Source organism: Mesorhizobium sp. M0189, assembly GCF_040322135.1.
Classification (GTDB): domain Bacteria; phylum Pseudomonadota; class Alphaproteobacteria; order Rhizobiales; family Rhizobiaceae; genus Mesorhizobium.
This window is the reverse complement of sequence record NZ_JAMYSW010000037.1, coordinates 1-21,455: the sequence shown is the minus strand read 5'-3', so window position 1 is coordinate 21,455 and position 21,455 is coordinate 1. Positions and strand designations below refer to the sequence as shown.

The 21,455-nt window shown below is 61.8% G+C and carries 22 protein-coding genes and 2 pseudogenes; 13 read left to right on the top strand and 11 right to left on the bottom strand.

Annotated elements, in window-relative coordinates:
* The coding region (locus NKJ09_RS31350) for a transposase (protein ID WP_352764645.1) at positions 1 to 572 on the top strand (572 nt) is incomplete at its 5' end.
* A 694-nt stretch (positions 573 to 1,266) separates the two neighbouring features.
* Here NKJ09_RS31350 and NKJ09_RS31345 read toward each other — a convergent pair.
* The 9 genes from NKJ09_RS31345 to panB form a co-directional block, all read right to left on the bottom strand.
* Positions 1,267 to 1,482, bottom strand: a complete 216-nt coding sequence (locus NKJ09_RS31345) for a helix-turn-helix domain-containing protein (protein ID WP_352453550.1) — start codon at positions 1,480 to 1,482, stop codon at positions 1,267 to 1,269.
* Between the two features lie 460 nt (positions 1,483 to 1,942).
* Entirely contained in the window at positions 1,943 to 3,766 is a 1,824-nt protein-coding gene (gene glmS, locus NKJ09_RS31340) for a glutamine--fructose-6-phosphate transaminase (isomerizing) (protein WP_352764643.1), read from the bottom strand.
* 313 nt (positions 3,767 to 4,079) lie between these two features.
* Positions 4,080 to 4,319: a hypothetical protein gene (locus tag NKJ09_RS31335; RefSeq protein WP_352764640.1), complete on the bottom strand. Its 240-nt coding sequence runs from the start codon at positions 4,317 to 4,319 to the stop codon at positions 4,080 to 4,082.
* A gap of 259 nt (positions 4,320 to 4,578) precedes the next feature.
* A complete protein-coding gene (locus NKJ09_RS31330) occupies positions 4,579 to 4,989 on the bottom strand; it encodes a DUF2285 domain-containing protein (protein ID WP_352618332.1) in 411 nt (136 codons plus the stop codon).
* Between the two features lie 58 nt (positions 4,990 to 5,047).
* A complete protein-coding gene (locus NKJ09_RS31325; RefSeq protein WP_352508062.1) occupies positions 5,048 to 5,422 on the bottom strand; it encodes a transcriptional regulator domain-containing protein in 375 nt (124 codons plus the stop codon).
* 3 nt (positions 5,423 to 5,425) lie between these two features.
* Positions 5,426 to 6,070: an acyl-homoserine-lactone synthase gene (locus tag NKJ09_RS31320; RefSeq protein WP_352764637.1), complete on the bottom strand. Its 645-nt coding sequence runs from the start codon at positions 6,068 to 6,070 to the stop codon at positions 5,426 to 5,428.
* 93 nt (positions 6,071 to 6,163) lie between these two features.
* Positions 6,164 to 6,889: a LuxR family transcriptional regulator gene (locus NKJ09_RS31315; RefSeq protein ID WP_352474702.1), complete on the bottom strand. Its 726-nt coding sequence runs from the start codon at positions 6,887 to 6,889 to the stop codon at positions 6,164 to 6,166.
* A 94-nt stretch (positions 6,890 to 6,983) separates the two neighbouring features.
* Entirely contained in the window at positions 6,984 to 7,844 is an 861-nt protein-coding gene (gene panC, locus NKJ09_RS31310) for a pantoate--beta-alanine ligase (protein ID WP_352756779.1), read from the bottom strand.
* Positions 7,841 to 8,701 (bottom strand): 3-methyl-2-oxobutanoate hydroxymethyltransferase, encoded by an 861-nt coding sequence (panB, locus tag NKJ09_RS31305; RefSeq protein ID WP_352549642.1) that lies wholly within the window; start codon positions 8,699 to 8,701, stop codon positions 7,841 to 7,843. Before panB ends, panC begins: the two co-directional genes overlap by 4 nt.
* 173 nt (positions 8,702 to 8,874) lie before the next feature.
* Between panB and NKJ09_RS31300 the strand changes: the two genes are divergently transcribed.
* From NKJ09_RS31300 to NKJ09_RS32625, 11 genes and pseudogenes are all read left to right on the top strand, one after another.
* Complete coding sequence (locus NKJ09_RS31300; protein WP_352764649.1) at positions 8,875 to 9,843, top strand: NUDIX hydrolase; 969 nt, start codon at positions 8,875 to 8,877, stop codon at positions 9,841 to 9,843.
* Positions 9,844 to 9,909: 66 nt separating this feature from the next.
* Entirely contained in the window at positions 9,910 to 10,884 is a 975-nt protein-coding gene (nadA, locus tag NKJ09_RS31295; RefSeq protein WP_352508058.1) for a quinolinate synthase NadA, read from the top strand.
* Complete coding sequence (locus NKJ09_RS31290) at positions 10,881 to 12,422, top strand: L-aspartate oxidase (RefSeq protein ID WP_352764635.1); 1,542 nt, start codon at positions 10,881 to 10,883, stop codon at positions 12,420 to 12,422. Before nadA ends, NKJ09_RS31290 begins: the two co-directional genes overlap by 4 nt.
* Positions 12,422 to 13,276, top strand: coding sequence for a carboxylating nicotinate-nucleotide diphosphorylase (nadC, locus tag NKJ09_RS31285; protein ID WP_352764633.1), 855 nt, complete (start codon positions 12,422 to 12,424; stop codon positions 13,274 to 13,276). The genes NKJ09_RS31290 and nadC overlap by 1 nt, the downstream gene beginning before the upstream one ends.
* A 95-nt stretch (positions 13,277 to 13,371) precedes the next feature.
* On the top strand, positions 13,372 to 14,370 hold the full coding sequence (bioB, locus tag NKJ09_RS31280) for a biotin synthase BioB (RefSeq protein WP_352764646.1): 999 nt from the start codon (positions 13,372 to 13,374) through the stop codon (positions 14,368 to 14,370).
* Entirely contained in the window at positions 14,367 to 15,506 is a 1,140-nt protein-coding gene (locus tag NKJ09_RS31275; RefSeq protein WP_352764632.1) for an 8-amino-7-oxononanoate synthase, read from the top strand. Before bioB ends, NKJ09_RS31275 begins: the two co-directional genes overlap by 4 nt.
* 11 nt (positions 15,507 to 15,517) lie before the next feature.
* Positions 15,518 to 16,153 carry a dethiobiotin synthase gene (gene bioD / locus NKJ09_RS31270; RefSeq protein ID WP_352764629.1) on the top strand — a complete coding sequence of 212 codons (636 nt, stop codon included), beginning with the start codon at positions 15,518 to 15,520 and terminating at the stop codon, positions 16,151 to 16,153.
* Positions 16,153 to 17,418 carry an adenosylmethionine--8-amino-7-oxononanoate transaminase gene (locus NKJ09_RS31265; protein WP_352764626.1) on the top strand — a complete coding sequence of 422 codons (1,266 nt, stop codon included), beginning with the start codon at positions 16,153 to 16,155 and terminating at the stop codon, positions 17,416 to 17,418. The genes bioD and NKJ09_RS31265 overlap by 1 nt, the downstream gene beginning before the upstream one ends.
* Positions 17,415 to 18,398: a 3-oxopimeloyl-[acyl-carrier-protein] synthase BioZ gene (gene bioZ / locus NKJ09_RS31260; protein ID WP_352764624.1), complete on the top strand. Its 984-nt coding sequence runs from the start codon at positions 17,415 to 17,417 to the stop codon at positions 18,396 to 18,398. Before NKJ09_RS31265 ends, bioZ begins: the two co-directional genes overlap by 4 nt.
* A gap of 60 nt (positions 18,399 to 18,458) precedes the next feature.
* Positions 18,459 to 18,773 (top strand): annotated as a pseudogene (locus NKJ09_RS31255) (aspartate 1-decarboxylase); the annotation flags it as partial.
* A gap of 65 nt (positions 18,774 to 18,838) precedes the next feature.
* Positions 18,839 to 19,003 (top strand): annotated as a pseudogene (locus NKJ09_RS32625) (NrtR DNA-binding winged helix domain-containing protein); the annotation flags it as partial.
* A 704-nt stretch (positions 19,004 to 19,707) separates the two neighbouring features.
* Here the strand turns inward: NKJ09_RS32625 and NKJ09_RS31250 are convergent.
* Complete coding sequence (locus tag NKJ09_RS31250; protein ID WP_352764621.1) at positions 19,708 to 20,400, bottom strand: S46 family peptidase; 693 nt, start codon at positions 20,398 to 20,400, stop codon at positions 19,708 to 19,710.
* 4 nt (positions 20,401 to 20,404) lie between these two features.
* Positions 20,405 to 20,767 carry a S46 family peptidase gene (locus NKJ09_RS31245; protein ID WP_352707389.1) on the bottom strand — a complete coding sequence of 121 codons (363 nt, stop codon included), beginning with the start codon at positions 20,765 to 20,767 and terminating at the stop codon, positions 20,405 to 20,407.
* Between the two features lie 426 nt (positions 20,768 to 21,193).
* Between NKJ09_RS31245 and NKJ09_RS31240 the strand changes: the two genes are divergently transcribed.
* Positions 21,194 to 21,455 (top strand): co-chaperone GroES (locus NKJ09_RS31240; protein WP_352764618.1); only part of this gene is annotated, 262 nt, incomplete at its 3' end.

The following is a 21,455-nucleotide window of genomic DNA, read 5'->3' as shown; positions in this document are numbered from 1 at the left end:
CCACCACGACCCTGCGCAAGCATGTCGCGGATCTGGAGGCCAGCACGACGGCGCGCTTCGAAGCGTCGGCCAAGACAGGCAAGGTCCGCAGGTTCAAGGAGTTTGTTGACGGCGCCGCTAATTGGAGCCGCGTCGAGCGCATCATCGCGCGGGTCGAGGTCGGCGCCCAAGGTGGCGATATCCGCTTCGTCGTCACCAACCTTGCCGGTGGGAAGGCCAAGGCGCTCTACGAGGATGTCTACTGCCGGCGCGGCGCGGCCGAGAACCACATCAAGTCGTGGAAGACGCATCTTGCCGCCGACCGCACATCCTGCACCAGAGCGACGGCCAACCAGTTCCGCCTATTCCTGCATGCCGGTGCTTACTGGTTGATGTGGGGCTTGCGGGCCGCGATGCCGAGGCGCTCGAGCTTTGCCGTCGCCCAATTCGACACGCTGCGATTGCGCCTCATCAAAATCGCTGCGCGGGTGGTCGAGATGAAATCGCAAATCCGCCTGCACCTGCCGACATCGTGCCCCGACCAGCGCATCCTGCGCATCGTCCTCGATCGCATCCCCCAACTCGCGACATAACGATGGGGGCAGACGCCCCGAAACGAACCCGTCGACCGCAACCTGCAAACCCCCGCCTGCCATCACGACGGAGCAATCCCGGCGCCTGACGAGGCGCGTGGAAAAGCACCGCAACGGCGACCACAACGTCGCTTCAGGCCTTCAAAAGCTTGTCGCCGTGCATCAAGGCGGCTAGAAGCGCGCCGGCAGCCTGGCGGGGGGCTTGGGGTTAGACTGCCGGCGCACGCCACTCATGAAGAGCGGCCCCTTTTTGCGGTTCCGACACCCATAGTCAACCCGGCAGCGTCTGGATGCCCGCTGTGCTCTTTTCAGAGCGGCTCGCGATGCCGGCCATGTCGGCCGATCCTGCCTAGGATGGGGGGCCACTCTCGTCGGCCGAGTTGATGCTCCAGCCAGTATCGCCTTGCCGACCAGCATGGGTTCGCCGTTAGCAATCCATCCTCGCGAGCCAATGCTATCGTGCACGTGTCGCAGCACTCCGGGCGGCTATATCGCCTAAGACAGCATGACGAAGCGTTCCAACTTCCTGTTCGGCGAGCCCGTGTGCAGTTCCTGACTCGGACAGTGGACGAGAATTCTCTTGGCGGCACTGCGCCAAAAGGCATTCGCGTCCAACGGAATCAAGCGACGACTATCAGCCGCAAACGTCACATCACAAGAGCGGTCTTCCACCCATTGCAGATTATCCGACTGATCAGGCGGCGTCCGATATGTCCGACTCTGCCTCAAGAATTCCCACAGGTATGGACAGCGATCTCGCTATCCGATTCCGATAGCCCTTATTGTACTTTAGACCCCGCTCGATGTTTTGGATTTCCTGAGCGGCAAGCCCGCACGCGACCGCGAGGTCCTCGATTGAATACCCAAGGTGCTCACGATAAGCGCGGATGATGTGGGTCCCCTGCGACATAGCCGTCAAGACTGGCTCGGGAATGCGCGAATCCTTCATAAACATCTCCAAGAAGATGGGAGCGCCTGACAAATCGGGAGATTTCCTCCCCGACCCTGGCGCACATCCAGCAAATCAAAAAAATGGACGTCCATTCGGCCGGACCGGCCTCATCCATGGAATGGGCCACTTGAAATTGGCAGCCGGGTCGGAATATGGCGGCTCACCTGCTTCTGATCAAGTTCTAAGAACCTGCCCGCCATGAGATGGCCTGATCGGCTGTAGCGCATTCGACCTGCGATCCTACACGACTCATTCTCCCCGATGGCTTTCTTGAACAGCAACTCGAACTCTCACTGACGCCTCCAGTGGCTATTCGCGGCACCGTCCACCCAGCCTCGCGGACGCTGATACCTTCGACCAATTTCCACCGCCGATGCAGCGAAGATGGACAAGCATCGCCACCTATAAAGGTTCACAATCACTCGACCGTGACCGATTTTGCGAGATTGCGCGGCTGGTCTACGTCTGTGCCCATGAAGAGCGCCGTGTGGTAGGCAAGAAGCTGTACCGGCAGCGAGAAGATCATCGGCGCGATAATCTCGTCGACAGCCGGCAGCACTAGCGTGTGCATGGTGTTGAGTTTCGATGCGGCTGCCCCTTTTTCATCGGTGATGAGGATAATCCGCCCTCCACGGGCAGCCACTTCCTGCATGTTGGAGACGGTCTTGTCGAAAAAGCGATCATGGGGCGCGATGACGATCACTGGCATGTTGTCGTCGATCAATGCGATCGGACCATGCTTCAATTCACCCGCCGCATAGCCCTCGGCATGGATGTAGGAAATCTCCTTGAGCTTCAGCGCACCTTCCATCGCTAGCGGGAAACTGGTGCCACGGCCGAGATACAGGACGTCACGACACTTTGACAGTTCGCGCGACAGGAACTCGATCTCCGGCTGGATGCTGTTGAGTACCTGGCCCATGACGCGCGGCACTTCGGCGAGGCTCCTGACGAGCGCCTGCAGCTCGTCTTCGGTTACGGTCCCGCGGGCTCTGGCGGCGCCGATGGCGAGTGCGGCTAGAACCGCAAGCTGGCAGGTAAACGCCTTGGTGGAGGCGACGCCAATCTCCGGTCCGGCAAGGATCGGGAAGACCGCATCGGCCTCCCGAGCGATGGTCGATTCGCAGGCATTGACGATAGCGCCAATTTTCAGCCCACGCTCCTTGCAGTACCTCAACGATGCGAGCGTATCAGCGGTTTCGCCGGACTGCGAAATGAAAAGAGCCGCGGACTGCGGCGACAACGGGATCTCGCGGTAACGGAATTCGGACGCAACGTCGATTTCAACCGTCAGGCGCGCATAGCGCTCGAACCAGTATTTTCCGATCAGTCCGGCGAGATAGGCGGTCCCGCAGGCCGAGATCGCCAAGCTCGGGATCCTGGCGAAATCGATGCCAGAAACCGTGTCGGCGCGATTTTCTATGATGTTGCTATAGTGACGGAGAGCATGGGCGATGACTTCGGGCTGCTCGTAGATTTCCTTCTCCATGAAGTGGCGATGGCTGCCCTTGCTGGCCAGATCGGCCGCGGCCGTGGAGGTATGGCGCGGACGCTCGACGGGATGGCCGTCGAAATCGAAGATATGGGCGCCCGAATTGCCGACAATGGCCCAGTCGCCCTCGATGAGATAGGTAATTTCATTGGTGAAGGGAGCAAGCGCGATCGCGTCGGAGCCCAGGAACATCTCGCCGTCGCCGTGACCGATCGCCAGCGGTGGTCCGTTGCGCGCCGCCATGATGGTCGACGGATCATCTTCGAAGAGGACGGCAAGCGCATAGGCGCCCCTGACGCGTTTCAGCATGGCACGCATCGCCTCTTGCCGCCTCATGCCCTCCCGGCGGTGTCTTGCCAAGAGATGCGCGATGACCTCGGTGTCGGTGTCGGTCTGGAACTCGGCGCCAGCCGCCGCCAATTCGTCCTTCAGCTCGGTGAAATTCTCGATGATGCCGTTATGGACGACGGCGACACCGTCGGCAAAGTGCGGGTGCGCATTGCGTTCCGTCGAGGCCCCATGGGTTGCCCAACGCGTGTGGCCGATGCCGATGTTACCGCTCAGCGGCTCTTCCTTCAGTCTCCTCTCGAGATTGACGAGCTTGCCCTCGGCGCGCCGGCGGTGCAAGACACCTTCGGTGATCGTCGCAACGCCGGCGGAATCATAGCCGCGATATTCCAAACGCTTCAATGCGTCGACCAACCGATCCGACACCGTCTGTTGCCCAACGATACCAACAATCCCGCACATGTTCGTCTTCCCATTCTTGCCGGCAGCTTCAGCCTACGCGAGACGGATACCCATCCGGCGCTTTCATTGGGGGATCTTCTAGTAGTATTGGGTAATATTGGTATAATTGATTGTAGGGATAGCTATCATCCACCCCATGGATAAGCCGCGTTTGGGGCCCTGATCTAACTTCCTCGTTGCGCCTGACGTCCTCATGACCGAACGCAAGCCCACACCCCGCGGCACGAAGGAACAATCGGCCATGCGCGATCATCCCGGCCACGCACCTGACCACGAACCGCCGCCGCTCGTGGTCACGCGGTGATCGGCATGATCACACAGCACTGTAGTTAGGCAGCATCAGCGACGCATGGTCGGCATCATCATCATCAGCAGCGTCGGCGCCGTCGGCATGATTCACGTGTTCGTCACGTTGATCATAATCATCGTCGCCGCCGATCAAGTTTAATGCCTGCCGCTGTTGACGCGGCTTTCGCCGGTAGAGTTTAGCCCGCGATGGCCTATCAATACGCTGTTGGTCGGCATGGCCGAAACCGAGAGTCAGGCGGCGCACGCCACAGAGCACGTTCAGCGACCGTTTCAGTCAGCGCCGGCTTTGTCGGGGTTCGTAACGGTCATCAGGATTCTCGTGGCATGAATGCACTATCACGAAAGCGTTGGTTCTCAGTGCTTCGTCCGTATTACTCAAACCCGATTCCCGCAGCGGAAGAACTAGGCGCGTGTCACGTCTTGTACAAGGCACAATAGCAGTGAGAAATGGAGATTGATGCCTGCCCGTTTTCGGATAAACAATCACCGAGCTGTCACCCGAATTACATCAGGAACTGTCTATAGCCACCGCCCATCAGGTAGCGGCCACGTTGGATGGCGCGACGCACCTGATCGCGAAGATGGCTACCTGGATGAGACCAATCTTCTTCGACACGGCGTCTCCCGAACAGGGCAATGGCGATCTCCTGATGAGATGCTCCCGCAAGCGAGCCATCCAAAGCCTGGAGCACGATACGCAGACGCGCTCCGCGGGGTTCCGGCGGAAAGCAAGCAGCTGCCAGGCGGCCGCAACCACTGATGTCGTTCAGGAACTGAAGGGCAGCGACATGGAACTTCAGGTGCTGCGGCTGCACGATCGCGTCGACATATAGCCGCAACGGGCGGAGAACGGATGCACCGGAAAGGGCGATCTGCAGACTCCGGCAGTCCTCCCTCAGCAGCACGTGCTGCACGCCGGCAGGTGTCAGCAGGATGTCCTTGCAGCATGAGAGCGACGAAAGATCAAGCGGTTCAAAATCGTGGTCGAGCCCAACCAGCTCCGCGGCCGCTCGTAGAATACGGGCGCAGTCGCGCGGATCCCAAAAGACCCTTGCCGACGTAGCGTCCCACTGTGGCGCGTCCGCGAAAAAGGAGGCTCCATTGTCTTAGGAAAGATGATCCTGTCGTCAACTCGATTATGTTCATGTCGGCCTGGGCTCCGACAATGCAGGCGGACGGTGCCATTTTGGCGTGGTCGCGCTGGAATTGTGGATTGCGCCGAAGAAACTCCCAGGCCCAGGCAGTGCGTGGCAATCGTCTGGCGTAGTGGTAAGCTTCGTGACGACGCCAGTCCGGCCAGCATACAAGACCGACCGTCGCTTCCTTGGGCAGACCAGCATCCTTCACGGCTCAGGTGTCCACAATGCCGCACGGGCCTAGAACCGGTTGCCACAGTACCGGTCCGCTCAGACGTCCCCTGCTGCGGATGCGCAAAAGGCTCGCGCGGGAAATCTCGAGAAACCCGGCCACCGCCTCCGTTTTGCCGACGGACTTGGGTTGTCCGATGCGCGACAATGGCCACGTCGCGAGGCGAAGGATCCGTTCCATGCGCGTGTCCGTCACCGTTACTATCCGGGTCAGATCCTTGGCCAAGCCGAACTCGATCATGCCCGCGAAGAGCTCGTAGGTTGCCTGGGCCAGTCCGCCCGCTGCCTTGGGCGCCGACGGAGGAAGATCGAGCGCGAAACGACTGCTCTCCCATATGTCGGAGGTCGAGGGCACGACGTCAGCACCCAGCAGCACCGGGAACGTGTCGCGCAACATTGTGGGTCCGGTGCTGGGCAAAAGACGCACGCAACCGCGAATTCGCCAGTCGGATCCCTTGAGGAGCAGATAGACAGGCTTCAGACCATCAAACGGGTCTGTTTCCATCTGGTCTTCGGTATCAACTTCCCAATCGAGCCTTTCCTTGAACACCCGAAACCTCAGCCCGTGCATGTCTTTGAGCTCGCTTGCGAACTCGTCGTAAAGGTCTGGTGTTATCAGCTGCATCATGGTCGCCTCCGTGCGGGATGTGTTCCCGCCATCGAAGGGCAAAGCCGGCAGCGATGCAGCCTGTAGAGGTTTACAGCTATCGTGGCCGACGAATCAGGATCTCGCCTGGCCGGAGGCAGCCAGTCGTGCAACGGCCTGGTTGATCGTTCGAACGCCAAGCTTTGCCTTGGCGTTTTCCAGATGAAAGGTCACGGTGCGCTTTGAGACGCCGAGAAGCTGGCTGATAACCCAAGCCGACTTGCCGCGCGCCGCCCATTTCAGGCACTCGAACTCCCGCGGGGTGAGCGTTACACCATCCACTACGCGATCGTCGGCGAGCCTGCGCCGGACATGGATATGAAAGTTGATGGCCACCAGCTGCAATGCTTTTTCGTAACGTGTCAGTGACCGCAACAGAGGCGGGCGGGACTCGTCGGAAGCAAAGGTCAGGGCAGCAAACCGGCCGCGATGATCATGCATGGATATCGTAAGGCCGCCGCGGATGCCAAACTCAGCCGCACTCTCCAGAATTTGTTGCTGCGAATTCGGCAGACAGTGCCGAGCGCGATCCACACCCCAATCGAAGGTATCCCAGCCTTGCAGCCCGCGCAGGATGACCGGATCAAGACTGTGGTACCGCTGTTGCAGATAACGTGATGTCCAGGATGAAGGATAGTTTGAGATCAATTGCGGGGCGTCGCCGGGGGCCGACGGGTAAGTGAAATAGGCGAATAGCGGAAAATCGAAGCCGGCTGCAGCGGATGCCATTGCCTCACGGAGATCGGCAGCATCAACACTTGCAGACAGTTGCTCGACGAAGTTCTCAAACACGCGATGCATTTGCGCTTTGCGTAACCTCCGTGATCGCTCGATGCCAGGCAGAGACCTTGTTTTAAACGATCCCGGACGGATACAGCGCGTGCCGAGAACCCCGTTAATCTGTTGAAACCCGTGATATTCTGACGTTGTCTATGAGCCGTGTGCCGCCGAGCCAGGCCGCGACAAGCAAGCGTGCAGGTCGGTCAAGGCTTGTCATGGGTCGCAGATCTGCCTCGTCGCGAAGTTCCAGGTATTCGACCTCGCGATAGCCCGCAGCCAGAATTGCTGCGCGCGCTTCGGCAAGCGTTGGCAGGACGGGCGAGCCGCGGGCAAGCCGCTCAGCCGTCTCGAGCAAGACCGATGGTAGCTCGGGGGCAACAGCACGCTCTGCTGGCGAGAGCCGGACATTGCGCGATGATAGTGCAAGACCGTCGGCTTCGCGGACTGTCGGACAAGGAACAATGGTGATTGGAATATCCAGGTCCCGGGCCATACGCCTGACTAGCTGAAGCTGCTGAAAGTCCTTTTCGCCAAAGAAGCCGAAGTCAGCGCTGGTCTGCAGGAAGAGCTTGGCGACGACGGTCGCCACGCCATCGAAATGTCCCGGCCGGAAGGCACCGCACAGGCCCTCGCTGACACCGGACACCGAAACGGTCGTGGCGAAGGCCGCCGGATACATTTCCTCTGCATCCGGCGCATAAAGCAGGTGCGCGCCAAGCGGTGCCAGCTTGGCGGCATCCTCGTCCTCGGTGCTCGGATACGCGGCGAGATCGGCCTGGCTGTTGAATTGCTTCGGGTTGACGAAGAGCGTCACGATCACCCGGTCGGCCTTCTCGAGTGCCGCGCGAACCAGGCTGAGATGACCCTCATGCAGGACGCCCATCGTTGGCACCACGGCAATCCTCACGCCCTCGCGGCGCCATGCGGCGACGATTTGACGAAGCTGGGCAACGCTCCTGACAATCGGCACGCTCACGCTGCTTCTCCGCTCTTGGCCGCGTCCGCGTCGGCGGGCTTGGGCGCATCGGCAAACACGTGCTCGGCGGCCGGAAACTGGCGCTCCTTCACTTCCCGCGCATAGGCCGCGATCGCAGCCGCAGCGGCCTCCCCCAGTTCAGCATAGCGCTTGACGAATTTGGGCCGGAAGTCGCCGAAGAGGCCCAGCATGTCGTCGACGACGAGAATCTGGCCGTCACAGGCTGCCGAGGCACCGATGCCAATGGTCGGGGTCGCCACCTCCCCGGTGATCCGGCGGGCGAGCGCCTCGGGAACCTTCTCCAGCACGACCGCAAAGGCGCCCGCTTCGCTCACCGCAAGCGCGTCGCGCCTGATGCGCTCGGCATCCCCGCCTCTGCCCTGCACGCGGTAGCCACCGATGGTGTTGATCGCCTGCGGCGTCAAGCCGACATGGGCCATGACCGGCACGCCGCGCGCGGCGAGGAAGCCGATCGTCTCTGCCATCGTTTCGCCGCCTTCGAGCTTGACGGCCGCGCAGCCGGTCTCGGCCATGACGCGCGCCGCATTGCGGAAAGCCTGCTCGGGGCTTTCCTCGAAGGAACCGAACGGCAGGTCGACGACCATCAGCGCCTGCTCGAGGCCACGGCGCACGGCCTGGCCGTGCGTGATCATCATCTCCAGCGTCACACCGAGCGTCGAGGGCAGGCCGTGGAGAACCATGCCGACGCTGTCGCCGACCAGCACCACATCGCAATGGGGATCGACAAGCCGGGCGACTGGCGTCGTGTAGGCGGTAAGGCAGACGAGCGGCGTCCCACCTTTGCGCGAACGAATATCCGGCGGTGTGATCGCCTTGGTGTCACCAAACGCACTCAATGGACCCTCCTTCCCCAACGTTACCAACCGCGGGTGTCGCGTTTGCCACATTTTTGTGCAAGTGCGAAGAGCTAAAAATGGCCGTGCAGCTGTGCGGTGTTGACGTGCGGACAGGCGCGCTTACACTTAAATCGATTCAGGCGCCCCCGAGCTGGCCAACCACTTTCGCGAACATGGACGATCAGGCAAAAGGACCCAGGAAAGACGGAGCCGCCGTCAAGGCCGACGAAGTCAAAGTGGACCTGATCGCCTTTGTCGTCGCCGTAAACGACAGTGAACCCTGTGTCCTCACCATCGGCCAGGCGGACACCCTTCCCTCCGGACCATTTGCGCTTGAGCACCGATCGCTGCAATCCGGTTTGAGGGGGTGGGTCGAGCAGCAGACCGGCCATCCGCTGGGGTACATTGAGCAACTCTACACCTTCGCGGATCGGGATCGCATCGGCGCCGAGCGCCAGCAGCGCGTCATCTCCATCAGCTATCTCGCATTGACCCGCAAGGAACAGGCAGCTGGCTCGCCCAAGTGCGGCTGGCAGAGCTGGTATGAATATTTTCCATGGGAGGACCACCGCTCCGGCACGCCTCCGGTCGTGCTGGACGTTCTGCGACCGCGCCTGATTGAATGGGCAGACGGCGTCAGCGACGCGGCCACGCGACGTGAACGCTGGCAGCGGGCGACGATAGCCTTCGGCTTCGACGACCGCCTTTGGAACGAGGAACTCACGCTTCAACGCTATGAGTTAGTCTACGAAGCAGGCCTGGTCCAAGAGGCCGGAAGCGGACGGGACGCGACGCTGCCTCCGCTGGTGCCCAGCAAGTCTATGGTCGCCGATCATCGCCGCATCGTGGCGACCGGCATTGCGCGGCTGCGCTCCAAGATCAAATACCGGCCGGTCGTCTTTGAGCTGATGCCGCCGGTCTTCACGCTTTTGCAGCTGCAGCGAACCGTGGAGGCGCTTGCCGGCAGGCTCGTGCGTAAGCCGAACTTTCGCCGGCTGATCGAGCAGCAGGAGCTGGTCGAAGAGACCGGAGAGGCAACCGCGGAGACCGGCGGCCGGCCAGCGAAGCTTTACCGGTTCCGCCACGCCGTTCTCGACGAGAGGGCCATCGCCGGGACAAAATTGCCGCTGGCGCGGGGTTGACATCGCTTATACTCACAGCAAGTATATGCTGGTTATTTTCAACTAGAGTATAAGCTGGAGGGGTCGATGAGCGCCATGCTGCCTGCGACCGCGTTTCTCTACGAGCGCGTCCGACGAGTGATCCCGCCGATCGAATGGCCGGCTTTCGTCGAGGATATCGAGGCGATCCTTGCGCTGAAACGCGAGCGCAACGCCATCATCCTGGCGCACAACTATCAGACCCCCGAGATCTTCCATTGCGTGGCCGACATCGTCGGCGACAGCTTGGCACTGGCCCGCACGGCTGCGACGATCGAGGCGCAAGTCATCGTGCTGGCCGGCGTACATTTCATGGCCGAAACGGCCAAGCTGCTCAATCCGCAAAAGACGGTGCTCATTCCCGACCTGCGGGCAGGCTGTTCGTTGGCGGAATCGATCACGGCAGAAGACGTGCGCTTGATGCGCCAGCGTTATCCCGGCGTGCCGATCATCACTTATGTCAACACGTCGGCCGAAGTGAAAGCCGAGTCGGATATCTGCTGTACATCCGGCAACGCCAAGGCGGTCGTCCAATCCCTTGGCGTTCCCCAGGTGATCATGTTGCCGGACGAATATCTGGCCCAGAATATCGCCGCCCAGACCGATGTGCAGATCATCGCCTGGAAAGGGCATTGCGAGGTGCATGAGCGCTTTACACCGGCCGACATCCGCGAGTTGCGCGAAAGCCATCCCGGCGTGATCGTGCTCGCGCATCCCGAATGCCCGCCCGACGTCGTGGCTGAAGCAGATTTTTCCGGCTCGACCGCTGCCATGTCCGACTATGTCGAGAGGCAAAGGCCGGCACGTGTCGTGCTGATGACGGAATGTTCGATGAGCGACAACGTCGCGTTAGCGCACCCAGAGGTCGAGTTCATCCGGCCCTGCAATTTGTGCCCTCACATGAAGCGGATCACGCTTGCCAACATCCGCATGGCGCTCGAGCAGAACCACCATATCGTAACCATCGAACCCGGGATCGCCGGGCGCGCGCGGCTTGCGGTCGAACGGATGCTGGCAATTTGAGCGCCGATGTCCGCAGCTTCTTCGGGCGGCCCATCATCATCGGCGGCGGCATCGCCGGACTGATGACCGCGCTTCAACTGGCGCCGGAGCCGGTGCTGCTTCTGTCCAGGACGCTGCTGGGAGCTGACAATTCGAGCACGTGGGCACAGGGTGGTCTGGCTGCAAGTTTCGGCGAAGACGACGATCCGGCACTGCACCTGGCCGATACGCTTGCCGCCGGGGATGGTCTCTGCGACACAGACGTGGCGAGCCGCATCCTCCAAGCCGCGCCCAAGGCGATAGAGGGGCTTGCGGGCTTTGGGGTTCCCTTCGACCGTACGCCGAAAGGATCACTGTGCCTCGGATTGGAGGCCGCACACAGCCGACGTCGCATCGTTCATGCGCATGGTGACGGCACCGGGCGTGAGATCATGCGTGCCCTGATCGCGGCTGTGCGTTCCACTCCGTCGATTGTTGTCGTGGAGGGCATGGAAGCGCGCCGGCTGGCGGTGCGAGAGAATGCGATCCGAGGCGTCTGGGCGAGCGGTTCGATAGGACCTGTCTTCTTCGGCTCACGGCGGGTCGTCCTCGCCACCGGTGGGATCGGGGGACTGTTTCTCGACACCACCAATCCTTGGGGCAGTTACGGACAGGGCCTGGCGCTTGCGGCCCGCGCTGGAGCTGTCCTTGCCGACCTCGAGTTCATCCAGTTCCACCCGACCGCGCTTGACGGCCCGGAACGCCCTATGGTGCTGGTCAGCGAGGCCGTCCGCGGCGAAGGTGCTGCCCTGATCGACGAAACCGGCCAGGCTTTTCTCCAGAGCGTGCCAGGGGCGGAACTTGCGCCTCGTGATGTCTTGGCGCGCGCCGTCTGGAACCATCTTGCCAATGGCCACCGTGTTTTTCTCGACGCGCGGCAACGGCCTGGCCCGGAATTTGCTCGACACTTCCCGACAATCGCATCAGCCTGTCGTGGAGCCGGCATCAATCCCGCGCGCGATCTCATCCCCATTCGTCCGGCCCAACACTACCACATGGGTGGCGTTGCCGTGGACGGCTCCGGTAGGACCTCCGTCAAGGGGCTGTGGGCCTGCGGCGAAGTCGCTTCGACAGGACTGCATGGCGCCAACAGGCTCGCCAGCAATTCCTTGACCGAGGCCGTCGTGTGCGCGCGCTGGGTCGCTGAAAGTGTCGCCGGAACGCCTGCTCGCAGAACAAAGCCTGCGTTTGCGGACGTTTACCCATCGCCCGCGCCGACACCCGTGCGTGTTTTCCTGTCGCGCGCACTCGGCGTCGTCCGGGATGGTGAAGGTTTGAAAGCAGCCGCATATGCCTTGTTGCCGCTCGCCGAAAGCAAGGACGCGACCTCGGATCCGGCGGCTGTCGGGCTAATGATCGCGGTTGCCGCCCTGTTGCGCGAAGAAAGCCGCGGCGCTCATTACCGGACAGACTTTCCTCATCATGCGACTGTCGCCCGACGGTCCGAAATCACCCTCGAAGCCGCCTTGGCCGCTGCGCGGGAACTCGGACACTCGCCAAGCCTCGAAGGGGCAAAGTGATGACGCTCTCACCGCTTCCCATGATCATGCTTGAGCCGCTTGTAAGGGCAGCTCTTCTTGAAGACCTTGGCAGAGCCGGCGACTTGACCACGGAGGCCATCGTCCCGAAGGAACACCAAGCGGGAACCGTGCTGGCGGCGCGCCAGTCCGGAGTTGTCGCCGGCCTCGATCTGGCGATGCTCGCTTTCCGCTTGATTGATCCTGATGTCGAAATCTCGGTGGAGCGGGCAGACGGCTCCAATGTCATGGATGGAGAGGTCATTGCATCAGTGGTTGGCCCTGCCCGGGGCATTCTCACAGCCGAACGGACGGCACTCAATTTTTTGTGCCATCTGAGCGGCATCGCTACAGCAACGGCATCGATCGTCGCTGCGGTTCGTGGATATGGCGCGAAGATCGTCTGCACGCGCAAGACGACGCCCGGATTGAGGGCAGTCGAAAAGTATGCGGTGCGCGCGGGTGGCGGATCCAATCACCGTTTCGGCCTCGACGACGCAATTCTGATCAAGGACAACCACATCGCCATCGCAGGCGGCGTTCGCCCGGCGCTCGAGCGAGCACGAAGACGGGCCGGTCATCTCGTCAAGATCGAAGTCGAGGTCGATACGCTGGCCCAGTTGGAGGAGGTACTTGGCTTCGCTCCCGATGCGGTTCTGCTCGACAACATGTCCCTCGCCGATCTTCGCCGGGCCGTCGCAATCGTTGGCGGCCGTGCTATCACCGAGGCTTCTGGCGGGATCGCATCCGATACAGCGCGAGCGATTGCCGCGACCGGCGTTGATCTGATTTCAGTCGGCCGACTGACCCACAGCGCGCCGATCTTGGATATCGGCCTCGACTATTGGGGCTCATGATTGCCTGAGGAACGGACAGGATCGAATCAACTGTCCTTTCCGATCGTCATCAATCAGACAGCAAAGCAAGGCAGAACCGGAGGAACAGCATGGACATGCAAACAGCCAGTCCAACGCAGACATCGCCACAGGCTCAATCCCCTGACCCCGGAGCGTGGACCCTGGAGAAGGCTCGGGCACTTCACGATGCCCCCTTCAACAATCTCCTCTTCCTCGCGCAAACCGTGCACCGCCAGAATTTCGATCCCAACAAGGTCCAGCTCAGCCGGCTGCTCAGCATCAAGACGGGCGGATGCCCGGAGGATTGCGGCTATTGCAGCCAGTCGGCGCATCACGAGACCGGCCTGAAGGCGTCGAAGCTGATGGAGGTCCGGCGCGTCGTCGCCGAGGCGACCAAGGCGCGTGACGCCGGCGCAACCCGCTATTGCATGGGCGCGGCCTGGCGAAACCCCAAGGCGCGCGACATGGATGCGGTGGTGGCGATGGTCGAAGGCGTCAAGGCGCTGGGCATGGAGACCTGCATGACGCTCGGCATGCTCGATCGTGAGCAAGCCGCTCGACTGAAGCAGGCTGGTCTCGACTTTTACAACCACAACATCGATACGTCGGAACGCTACTATAGCGAGATCATCAGCACGCGGAGCTTTGCCGAGCGGCTCGAGACGCTCGAGCACGTTCGCCAATCCGGCATCAAGGTCTGCTGCGGCGGCATTGTCGGCATGGGCGAGGAGCCGGTGGACCGGATCGGCATGCTGGTGACGCTGGCCAACCTGCCGGAACATCCGCAAAGCGTTCCGATCAACATGCTGATCCCGATCCCCGGCACCCCGCTTGCCGACGCCAAGCCCATCGAGCCGATCGAATTCGTGCGCGTGATCGCGCTGGCGCGCATCATGATGCCGAAATCGCATATCCGTCTTTCCGCCGGCCGTACGGCCATGACCGACGAGATGCAGGCGCTGTGCTTTTTTGCCGGCGCCAACTCGATCTTCGTCGGCGACACGCTGCTGACGGCGGACAATCCCGGTGAGGACAAGGATACCCTGCTGTTCCGGCGCCTTGGCATCGAGCCGATGGAACTCGAGGCGCAATGAACGGGGCACCGCTTGCCCGCTATGAGGCGACCCTGCAGGGACTGGCGCGCAAGGACCGGCTGCGGACGCTTGCGCCGCGCGCCGGGCTCGACTTCTCGTCGAACGACTATCTCGGGCTTGCCGCCTCGAGGAGGCTCGGCGACGCGGTTGCGGCGGCGATCGCGCGGGGCACGCCGGTCGGCGCGACCGGATCGCGGCTGTTACGCGGCAATGCGCCGGAACACGAGACCCTGGAGGCGGACGCGGCGGTGTTCTTCGGAGCTGAACGCGCACTCTTCTTCGGCAGCGGCTACATCGCCAACTTCGCTCTGCTGACGGCGCTGCCCCAGAAGGGCGACCTTCTGGTTCTCGACGAGCTCGCCCATGCCAGCATGCATGAGGGTGCGCAGGCCGGGCGCGCCCAGTTCGTGCTGGCCGCGCACAACGACGTCGATGCTGTCGAGGACGCGATCAAGCGTTGGCGCGCCGAAGGCGGCATGGGATGCGTCTGGATTGCGGTGGAAAGCCTATACAGCATGGATGGCGACTGCGCGCCTTTGGATAGCCTGGCCGCGCTTGCCGATCGGCACAACGCATTCATCGTCATTGACGAGGCGCACGCGACCGGCGTCTGGGGACCGGACGGCCGGGGGCTGGCCGCCGCTTTCGAGGGCCGCGACAACATCGTCGCGCTCCACACCTGCGGCAAGGCGCTCGGCGCATCTGGTGGGCTCGTGACCGGGCCGAGGACACTGTGCCAGTATCTGATCAACCGTTGCCGGCCATTCATCTACGCCACCGCGCCCTCGCCGCTGATGGCGGTCGCGGCGCGCGAAGCGCTCGCAATGCTCGCCGACGAGCCTATGCGGCGTTTTCAGCTGCATGAACGCGTCGCCCTCGCAGGCCGCCAATTGGTCGATCGCTGCGGCGTCACGCCCAGCGGCTCGCAAATCCAGCCATTTGTCATCGGCGATGTCAGGCGCACCATGGCAGTGTCGGCGCGCCTGCAGGCCCGCGGCTTCGACATACGCGGCATTCGTCCGCCGACCGTGCCCGAGGGCACGTCGCGGCTGCGCATCTCACTGACGCTCAATATCGGCGAAGCCGACATTTCCGCCATGGTCGAGGCGCTCGTCGAGGTGTTGGCCCAGACATGACCGGAGGCGACATGACCAAGCGCATCGTCATCACCGGAACAGACACCGGAATTGGCAAGACGGTGTTTTCGGCCGGGCTTGCCGGCCTGCTTGACGGTTTCTACTGGAAGCCGGTGCAATCGGGCCTCGACGGCGAGACCGACAGCGAGGCGGTTGCGCGACTTGCCGGGCTGCCGTCGGGGCGCGTGCTGCCGGAAGCCTACCGCTTGAAGAGCCCGCTTTCGCCGCATCGTTCGGCCGAAATCGACGACGTTTCGATCGAGGCTGCCGATCTTTCGTTTCCGGTCCTGCCGACACCGCTCGTCATCGAAGGCGCCGGCGGGCTGATGGTGCCGCTGAACCGCCGGACAAGGTTCATCGACATATTCGAGCAATGGCAGTTGCCGGTCATTCTGTGCGCCCGCACCGCGCTCGGAACAATCAATCACACCCTGCTGTCGATCGAGGCCCTGCGGGCGCGCGCTATCCCGCTGGCTGGCATCGCCTTCATCGGCGATGAGATGACCGATACGCAACGGACGATCGTGGAATTCGGCGACGTGCCGCAACTCGGCAGGCTGCCGCACCTCGATCCGCTGACGGGCAAAACGCTGCGGGAAGCGATGATTGCCGGCTTCGACCTCGCTTTGATTGCCGGAGGCGAATGATGCCGCAATCCCGTGTGTGGCATCCCTTCACCCAGCACGCGCTCGAGCCGGCGATCCCTGAAATCGTCCTGACTGAAGGCGCGTATCTCCACAAAGCCAATGGCGCGCGCATTCTGGACGCCATTTCCTCCTGGTGGGTCGTCACACATGGCCACCGCCATCCCCGCATTATGAAGGCAATCGAGACGACCGCCTCGAGCCTCGACCAGATCATCTTCGCGGGCTTCACGCACGAGCCTGCCGAATGCTTGGCCAGGGCGCTTGTCGGACTCGCTCCCGCCGGACTCGACTGGGTGTTCTATTCCGACAGCGGCTCGACCAGCGTCGAAGTCGCGCTGAAGATGGCCCTCGGCTATTTCCGCAACATCGGCACGCCGCGCTCGCGCATCGTCGTCATGGAGCACAGCTATCATGGCGACACGATCGGCACGATGAGCGTCGGCGCCCGCGGTGTGTTCAACGCCGCCTACGAGCCCTTGCTGTTCGAGGTCGACACCATCCCCTTCCCGGCCGCCGGGCGCGAGCAGGAAACGCTGGATCGGTTCGAAGCAGTCTCCCGCGACCGGCGCACCGCCGCCCTGATCGTCGAACCGCTCGTGCTTGGCGCCGGCGGCATGCTGATGTATCCGGCCTGGGTTCTCACCGAATTGAAGAAGATCGCCGAGGCCTCCGGCACGCTGCTGATCGCCGACGAGGTGATGACAGGCTGGGGACGAACCGGAACCATGTTCGCCTGCGAGCAGGCGTCGATCTCCCCTGATATCCTTTGCATCTCGAAGGGCTTGACCGGCGGCGCAATCCCGCTGGCCGCCACACTCGCCACCGATGCCATCTTCCAGGCTCACTATTCCGAGGACCGGAAGAAGACGTTTTTCCACTCGAGTTCCTACACGGCCAATCCGATTGCCTGCGCGGCAGCACTCGCCAATGTCGAGATCTGGCGTGACGAGCCGGTGGCCGAGCGGATCGCCACCCTGAGCGCGAGGCAGGCCGCCGGGTTTCGACGCTTTCGCGACAATGCCAACTTCACCGACAGCCGCGCGATCGGCACGATCCTGGCTCTCGACCTGCGCGCCGGCTCTGCCGGCTATCTGGCCGAGATCGGACCTAAGCTGCGGGCCTTTTTCCTCGAGCTCGGCCTGCTTGTGCGCCCGCTCGGCAATGTCCTTTATCTCATGCCTCCCTATTGCGTCACCGGCGACGAGCTCGATCGGCTCCATGACGCGATCGAGGAGGCCGGCGAACGCTTCGGTTCGAGCCCATGAGCAGGTTGTCGCGCCTTCTCGGGTTTGGCCATCATGCGCCTGGCCGAAAGGTGGCGAATGCCGAGATCGAGAGCGATCTCGGCCTCGAACCGGGCTGGATCGAGCGGCGTACTGGAATCCGGTCGCGCTTCTGGGCAACAAACGAAGACACGCTGTCTGGTCTTGCTGCGCAGGCCGGGGCCATGGCGCTGGCCAGCGCCGGCATTGCGCGCCACGACATCGGTCTGCTGCTGCTTGCCACCTCGACGCCCGATCACCTCCTGCCGCCCAGCGCGCCCCTGGTCGCACATCGGCTGGGGCTCGGCCGCGCCGGCGCTGTCGATCTGACCGGCGCCTGCGCCGGCTTCATCTATGCGCTGATGTTTGCGGACGGATTTACCCGCCTGCACGGCAAAGCGAGCCTTGTTATCGCCGCCAATATCCTCAGCCGCCGCATCAATCCCTCTGAGCGCGCCAGCGCCGTGCTGTTTGCCGATGCCGCCGGCGCCCTCGTGATCGGTCCCTCCGAGGATACTGATCGGGGGATTCTCGGTGCCTCTGTGGATTCGGACGGCTCGCGATACGGGCTGATCCAGATTCCCGCAGGGGGAAGCAACATCCCGTTCCACGGTGACCTCGACCTCGCGCAAACCCGAATGACGATGACCGACGGCCGCGAAGTGTTCGCAAAGGCCGTCGAGATGATGACCGATTGCTCGATAAGCGCGCTAGCCGCTGCCGGAGTGCGACCACAGGATGTCGACCGGTTCGTGCCGCATCAGGCCAATGCTCGCATTTTCGATGCGGTCGGGCGAAACCTCGGCGTTGCCGATCACCTGATCGTCAAGACGATCGCCGACTATGGCAACTCTTCCGCCGCGACGATCCCGCTCTCACTGTCGCTCGCCAATCAAGCGGAGCCGTTTCGGCCGGGCAAGAAAATACTCCTGGCGGCGGCAGGTGCGGGACTCAGCGGCGGGGCGCTCGTCGTCGGGATTTAGCCCAGCGAAGCTGCTCAACATCAGGACTGACTTTGTGAGATGAATAGGACAACGGGACCAATGCGAAAAATAGTCGCCGGCAATCTGCACGGCATGCACGTCACCGAAGCAAACCTCAACTACCACGGTTCGATAACGCTCGACCCTGACCACTGCGAAGAAGCCGGGATCCTGCCAATGGATTCGTGGGAGACATGGAGCAAGACTTCCGGCGCGAATCTCGACCTATGTCATCCTCGGCGAGCGCGGCTCTCGATGCTGCATCCTCAACGGCGCGGCCGCCCGGAACCTGCCAGTCCACTCCATCCATCTGGACGAAGCGCACATTCCTGTCTGAAGCCGCGGATCGTTACGTTCGTCATCAACAATGCCGTCGGCTTCTCGCCGATGGCAATGCGCTGACGCGGACGGCGTTGACGATTACATCGGCAGGGGCGCTTCAGCAGAACTTTCGCCGGTTGATGGAGCAGCAGGAACTGGTGGAGGAGACCGGCGAAAGTGCATTTGATACCGGCGGTCGGCCGGCGAAGCTTTATCGCTTCCGCCACCATGTCCTCGACGAAACGGAGGTCGCCCGGACAAAATTGCCGCTGGCGCGGGCTTGACATCCTTTATACTCAACGTAGAAATATCCCTTATAATCAATTCGATTATAACGAGAAATTCATTCGCACCGTCCGAACCCACGGTCTCGCTCGGGAAGCCCGTATGAGTTGATCGAAGTGATCTTGGAAATGAAACGCCCGAGGACGGGCTTTCAACCTTTGTCGTGAAGGAGGTGCCGCGCGCCTGGGCCAATGCCTTGCGGCAACGGTGAAGGATGTATACCGCCAGTAAATGCGTGCGTCAAAGTCGCTATCGAATGTACAGTTCGTCTAAATGTGCGATACGTTCAGATTTGTGCAAGTACTTGGAAAAGTGTTGCATGAAAGAAACCGTATAATTACATAAATTCAGGCAAGCTAAACTTTAAACTTACACAAATGAGCGTGGGGCGCCCTGTTCCATGGCGCCTTTTTTAAGGATTATCCTTAGACTCTCTCCCGGGGGAACTGTGGGTGAAGAAACAACGCATCGTCCTGCTGGCAGCTGTTTTGGCGTCTGCCTTTGGCTTTTTTTTGCTGATCCTGATCCTGCAGATGGTCAGTTTTTTGGTTGACTAGGCACGCGCAAGCGGGATGGATCGCGCAGAGACACGCGGAAGTTTTTTTCGCCAGCGAAACCCCGACGACCTGATGGGGAGTCGCGCCAGCAGGGTGGGAGCCACGTCCAGTGCCACCATGCGAGATGCCGATTGTTGGCGCGTCTGTCAGTTCGCGCGGCCATATTCATTCTGGTGCCGATCTGTTGCCTTTTCTGCTTTTCCCATGCGTTTTAGGCCGAGCCAATTTGTGAAGCGGGCGGTCAATGGATCTGCGCCTCGCGATTGCCTGCCGTTGCCTGATTGATCTGGGCGGGATAAGAGCGAACGCTGCAACCGCGGTTCGAATTGCGCGAAGTTGAACCGGACTTCATCCGCGGTCAGGAACTGGTGGGTTGCGCCGGGAAAGCCGGCGACCATCACAAGGTCGCCTTCCTTGACGCCTTCACAGGCTATGGGTAGCCAACTCTCCGGCCGGTAAGGCACATTGTCGCGCGCATATGGCCGGGAGGAACCATCAGGAGCGACATAGGCGCGATAAAAGCCGAAGTGGCCCGTGTGGCGCAGCCACATCCAGTTGTCCGTTTGGCCGCCGAAGTTGCCGATGCCGAGCGCGGGCGCATAGACGAGGCGCACGTCCTCAATTTCGAGCTTCTGGAGGAGATAGTAGGAGACGCCGCCATACGTCGCAACGGCGATGGGCTGTCCTTCACATGCGGCGATCAGGGCCTTTTTGTTCGTGGCGAGCCGCTCATAGCGGGCAAACCCGTTCAGCTTGTCCGAGACGCTCTTGAGCATTTCGGCGGTCACATCCCGCATGTCCTCGATCACATAGCTGCGGCTGCCTGGCGCCGCGGGCAATTCTTCACCCAGGGCTCTTCGCCAGAAAGCCGTCTGTGAGATAGTCCTGGCCCTCCTTGCTGTGGTATTGGATGGATTCTAACACGCAATGATGATTGGTTGCGACCAGCCCTTGTGGACTGACGAACGAGGCGGAGCATCCGCCCAGTGATACGATCGCGTTGAGCGGGTCAGCGTCTAGACGGCCCAGCTGGGCGGGATCGATCTGGAGCCCATCCGCGCGCATGGCCGCGCACACTTCCGCAGTCTGGCCCGGCATCCACATACCTTCGTCCGCCGATGTAGCCGTGACCGTCCAGAGCAAGGCGATGGCAGTTGCTTTGGCCAAACATTTCAAATTCGAGTTCGTGCTGACTGTCGCTCTCATCTTGCCTCCTGTTCTCCGCAGATTGGATTGGTGACTATCGGGATGGCCGGAGTCCTGGCGCCCGCGCGGCGGCCACACCGTAAAGACCGAGTGGACGGTTAACGCAGGAATCCTGATGGCGCTCACCTCTCATTATATCGGTCGCGCGCAACGTTTGCGGATCATTCGCTGCACCAATCGTGCCAAATGAATAAAGCCTTCAGTTGCAAATGGTGAGCCGCCCCATCCATGTCCGATCTCCGACGTCGTTCACGTAAAACGCTCGGTGCTTCCACGCTCGTTTGCTCTTCGCCCGTCCCTCTTCCGTCTTGACTAGCAGGAGCCTACGGCCTATCTCACTGCCGCGTTAGCACTCGCTTCTGGTGAGTGCTAAACACGCTCCGGCAACGGAGAACCGTTCAACATCCGCACCAGGGAAATCCAAAAATGGCAAAGTCGAATTTCCGGCCGCTGCATGACCGCGTGGTCGTTCGCCGCGTCGAGTCCGAAGCGAAGACCGCCGGCGGGATCATCATCCCCGACACGGCGAAGGAAAAGCCGCAGGAAGGCGAGATCATCGCCGTCGGTTCCGGCGCCCGTGACGAGGCCGGCAAGCTCGTCCCGCTGGACGTCAAGGCCGGCGACCGCATCCTGTTCGGCAAGTGGTCGGGCACCGAAGTCAAGCTCAATGGCGAAGACCTTCTGATCA

Coding starts and splice junctions, on each gene's coding strand:
- NKJ09_RS31345 (WP_352453550.1), bottom strand. CDS start 1,482: ATGTCGCAGGGGACCCACATCATCCGCGCTTATCGTGAGCACCTTGGG.
- glmS (WP_352764643.1), bottom strand. CDS start 3,766: ATGTGCGGGATTGTTGGTATCGTTGGGCAACAGACGGTGTCGGATCGG.
- NKJ09_RS31320 (WP_352764637.1), bottom strand. CDS start 6,070: ATGATGCAGCTGATAACACCAGACCTTTACGACGAGTTCGCAAGCGAG.
- NKJ09_RS31315 (WP_352474702.1), bottom strand. CDS start 6,889: ATGCATCGCGTGTTTGAGAACTTCGTCGAGCAACTGTCTGCAAGTGTT.
- NKJ09_RS31300 (WP_352764649.1), top strand. CDS start 8,875: ATGGACGATCAGGCAAAAGGACCCAGGAAAGACGGAGCCGCCGTCAAG.
- nadA (WP_352508058.1), top strand. CDS start 9,910: ATGAGCGCCATGCTGCCTGCGACCGCGTTTCTCTACGAGCGCGTCCGA.
- nadC (WP_352764633.1), top strand. CDS start 12,422: ATGACGCTCTCACCGCTTCCCATGATCATGCTTGAGCCGCTTGTAAGG.
- bioB (WP_352764646.1), top strand. CDS start 13,372: ATGCAAACAGCCAGTCCAACGCAGACATCGCCACAGGCTCAATCCCCT.
- NKJ09_RS31275 (WP_352764632.1), top strand. CDS start 14,367: ATGAACGGGGCACCGCTTGCCCGCTATGAGGCGACCCTGCAGGGACTG.
- bioD (WP_352764629.1), top strand. CDS start 15,518: ATGACCAAGCGCATCGTCATCACCGGAACAGACACCGGAATTGGCAAG.
- NKJ09_RS31265 (WP_352764626.1), top strand. CDS start 16,153: ATGCCGCAATCCCGTGTGTGGCATCCCTTCACCCAGCACGCGCTCGAG.
- bioZ (WP_352764624.1), top strand. CDS start 17,415: ATGAGCAGGTTGTCGCGCCTTCTCGGGTTTGGCCATCATGCGCCTGGC.
- NKJ09_RS31245 (WP_352707389.1), bottom strand. CDS start 20,767: ATGAGAGCGACAGTCAGCACGAACTCGAATTTGAAATGTTTGGCCAAA.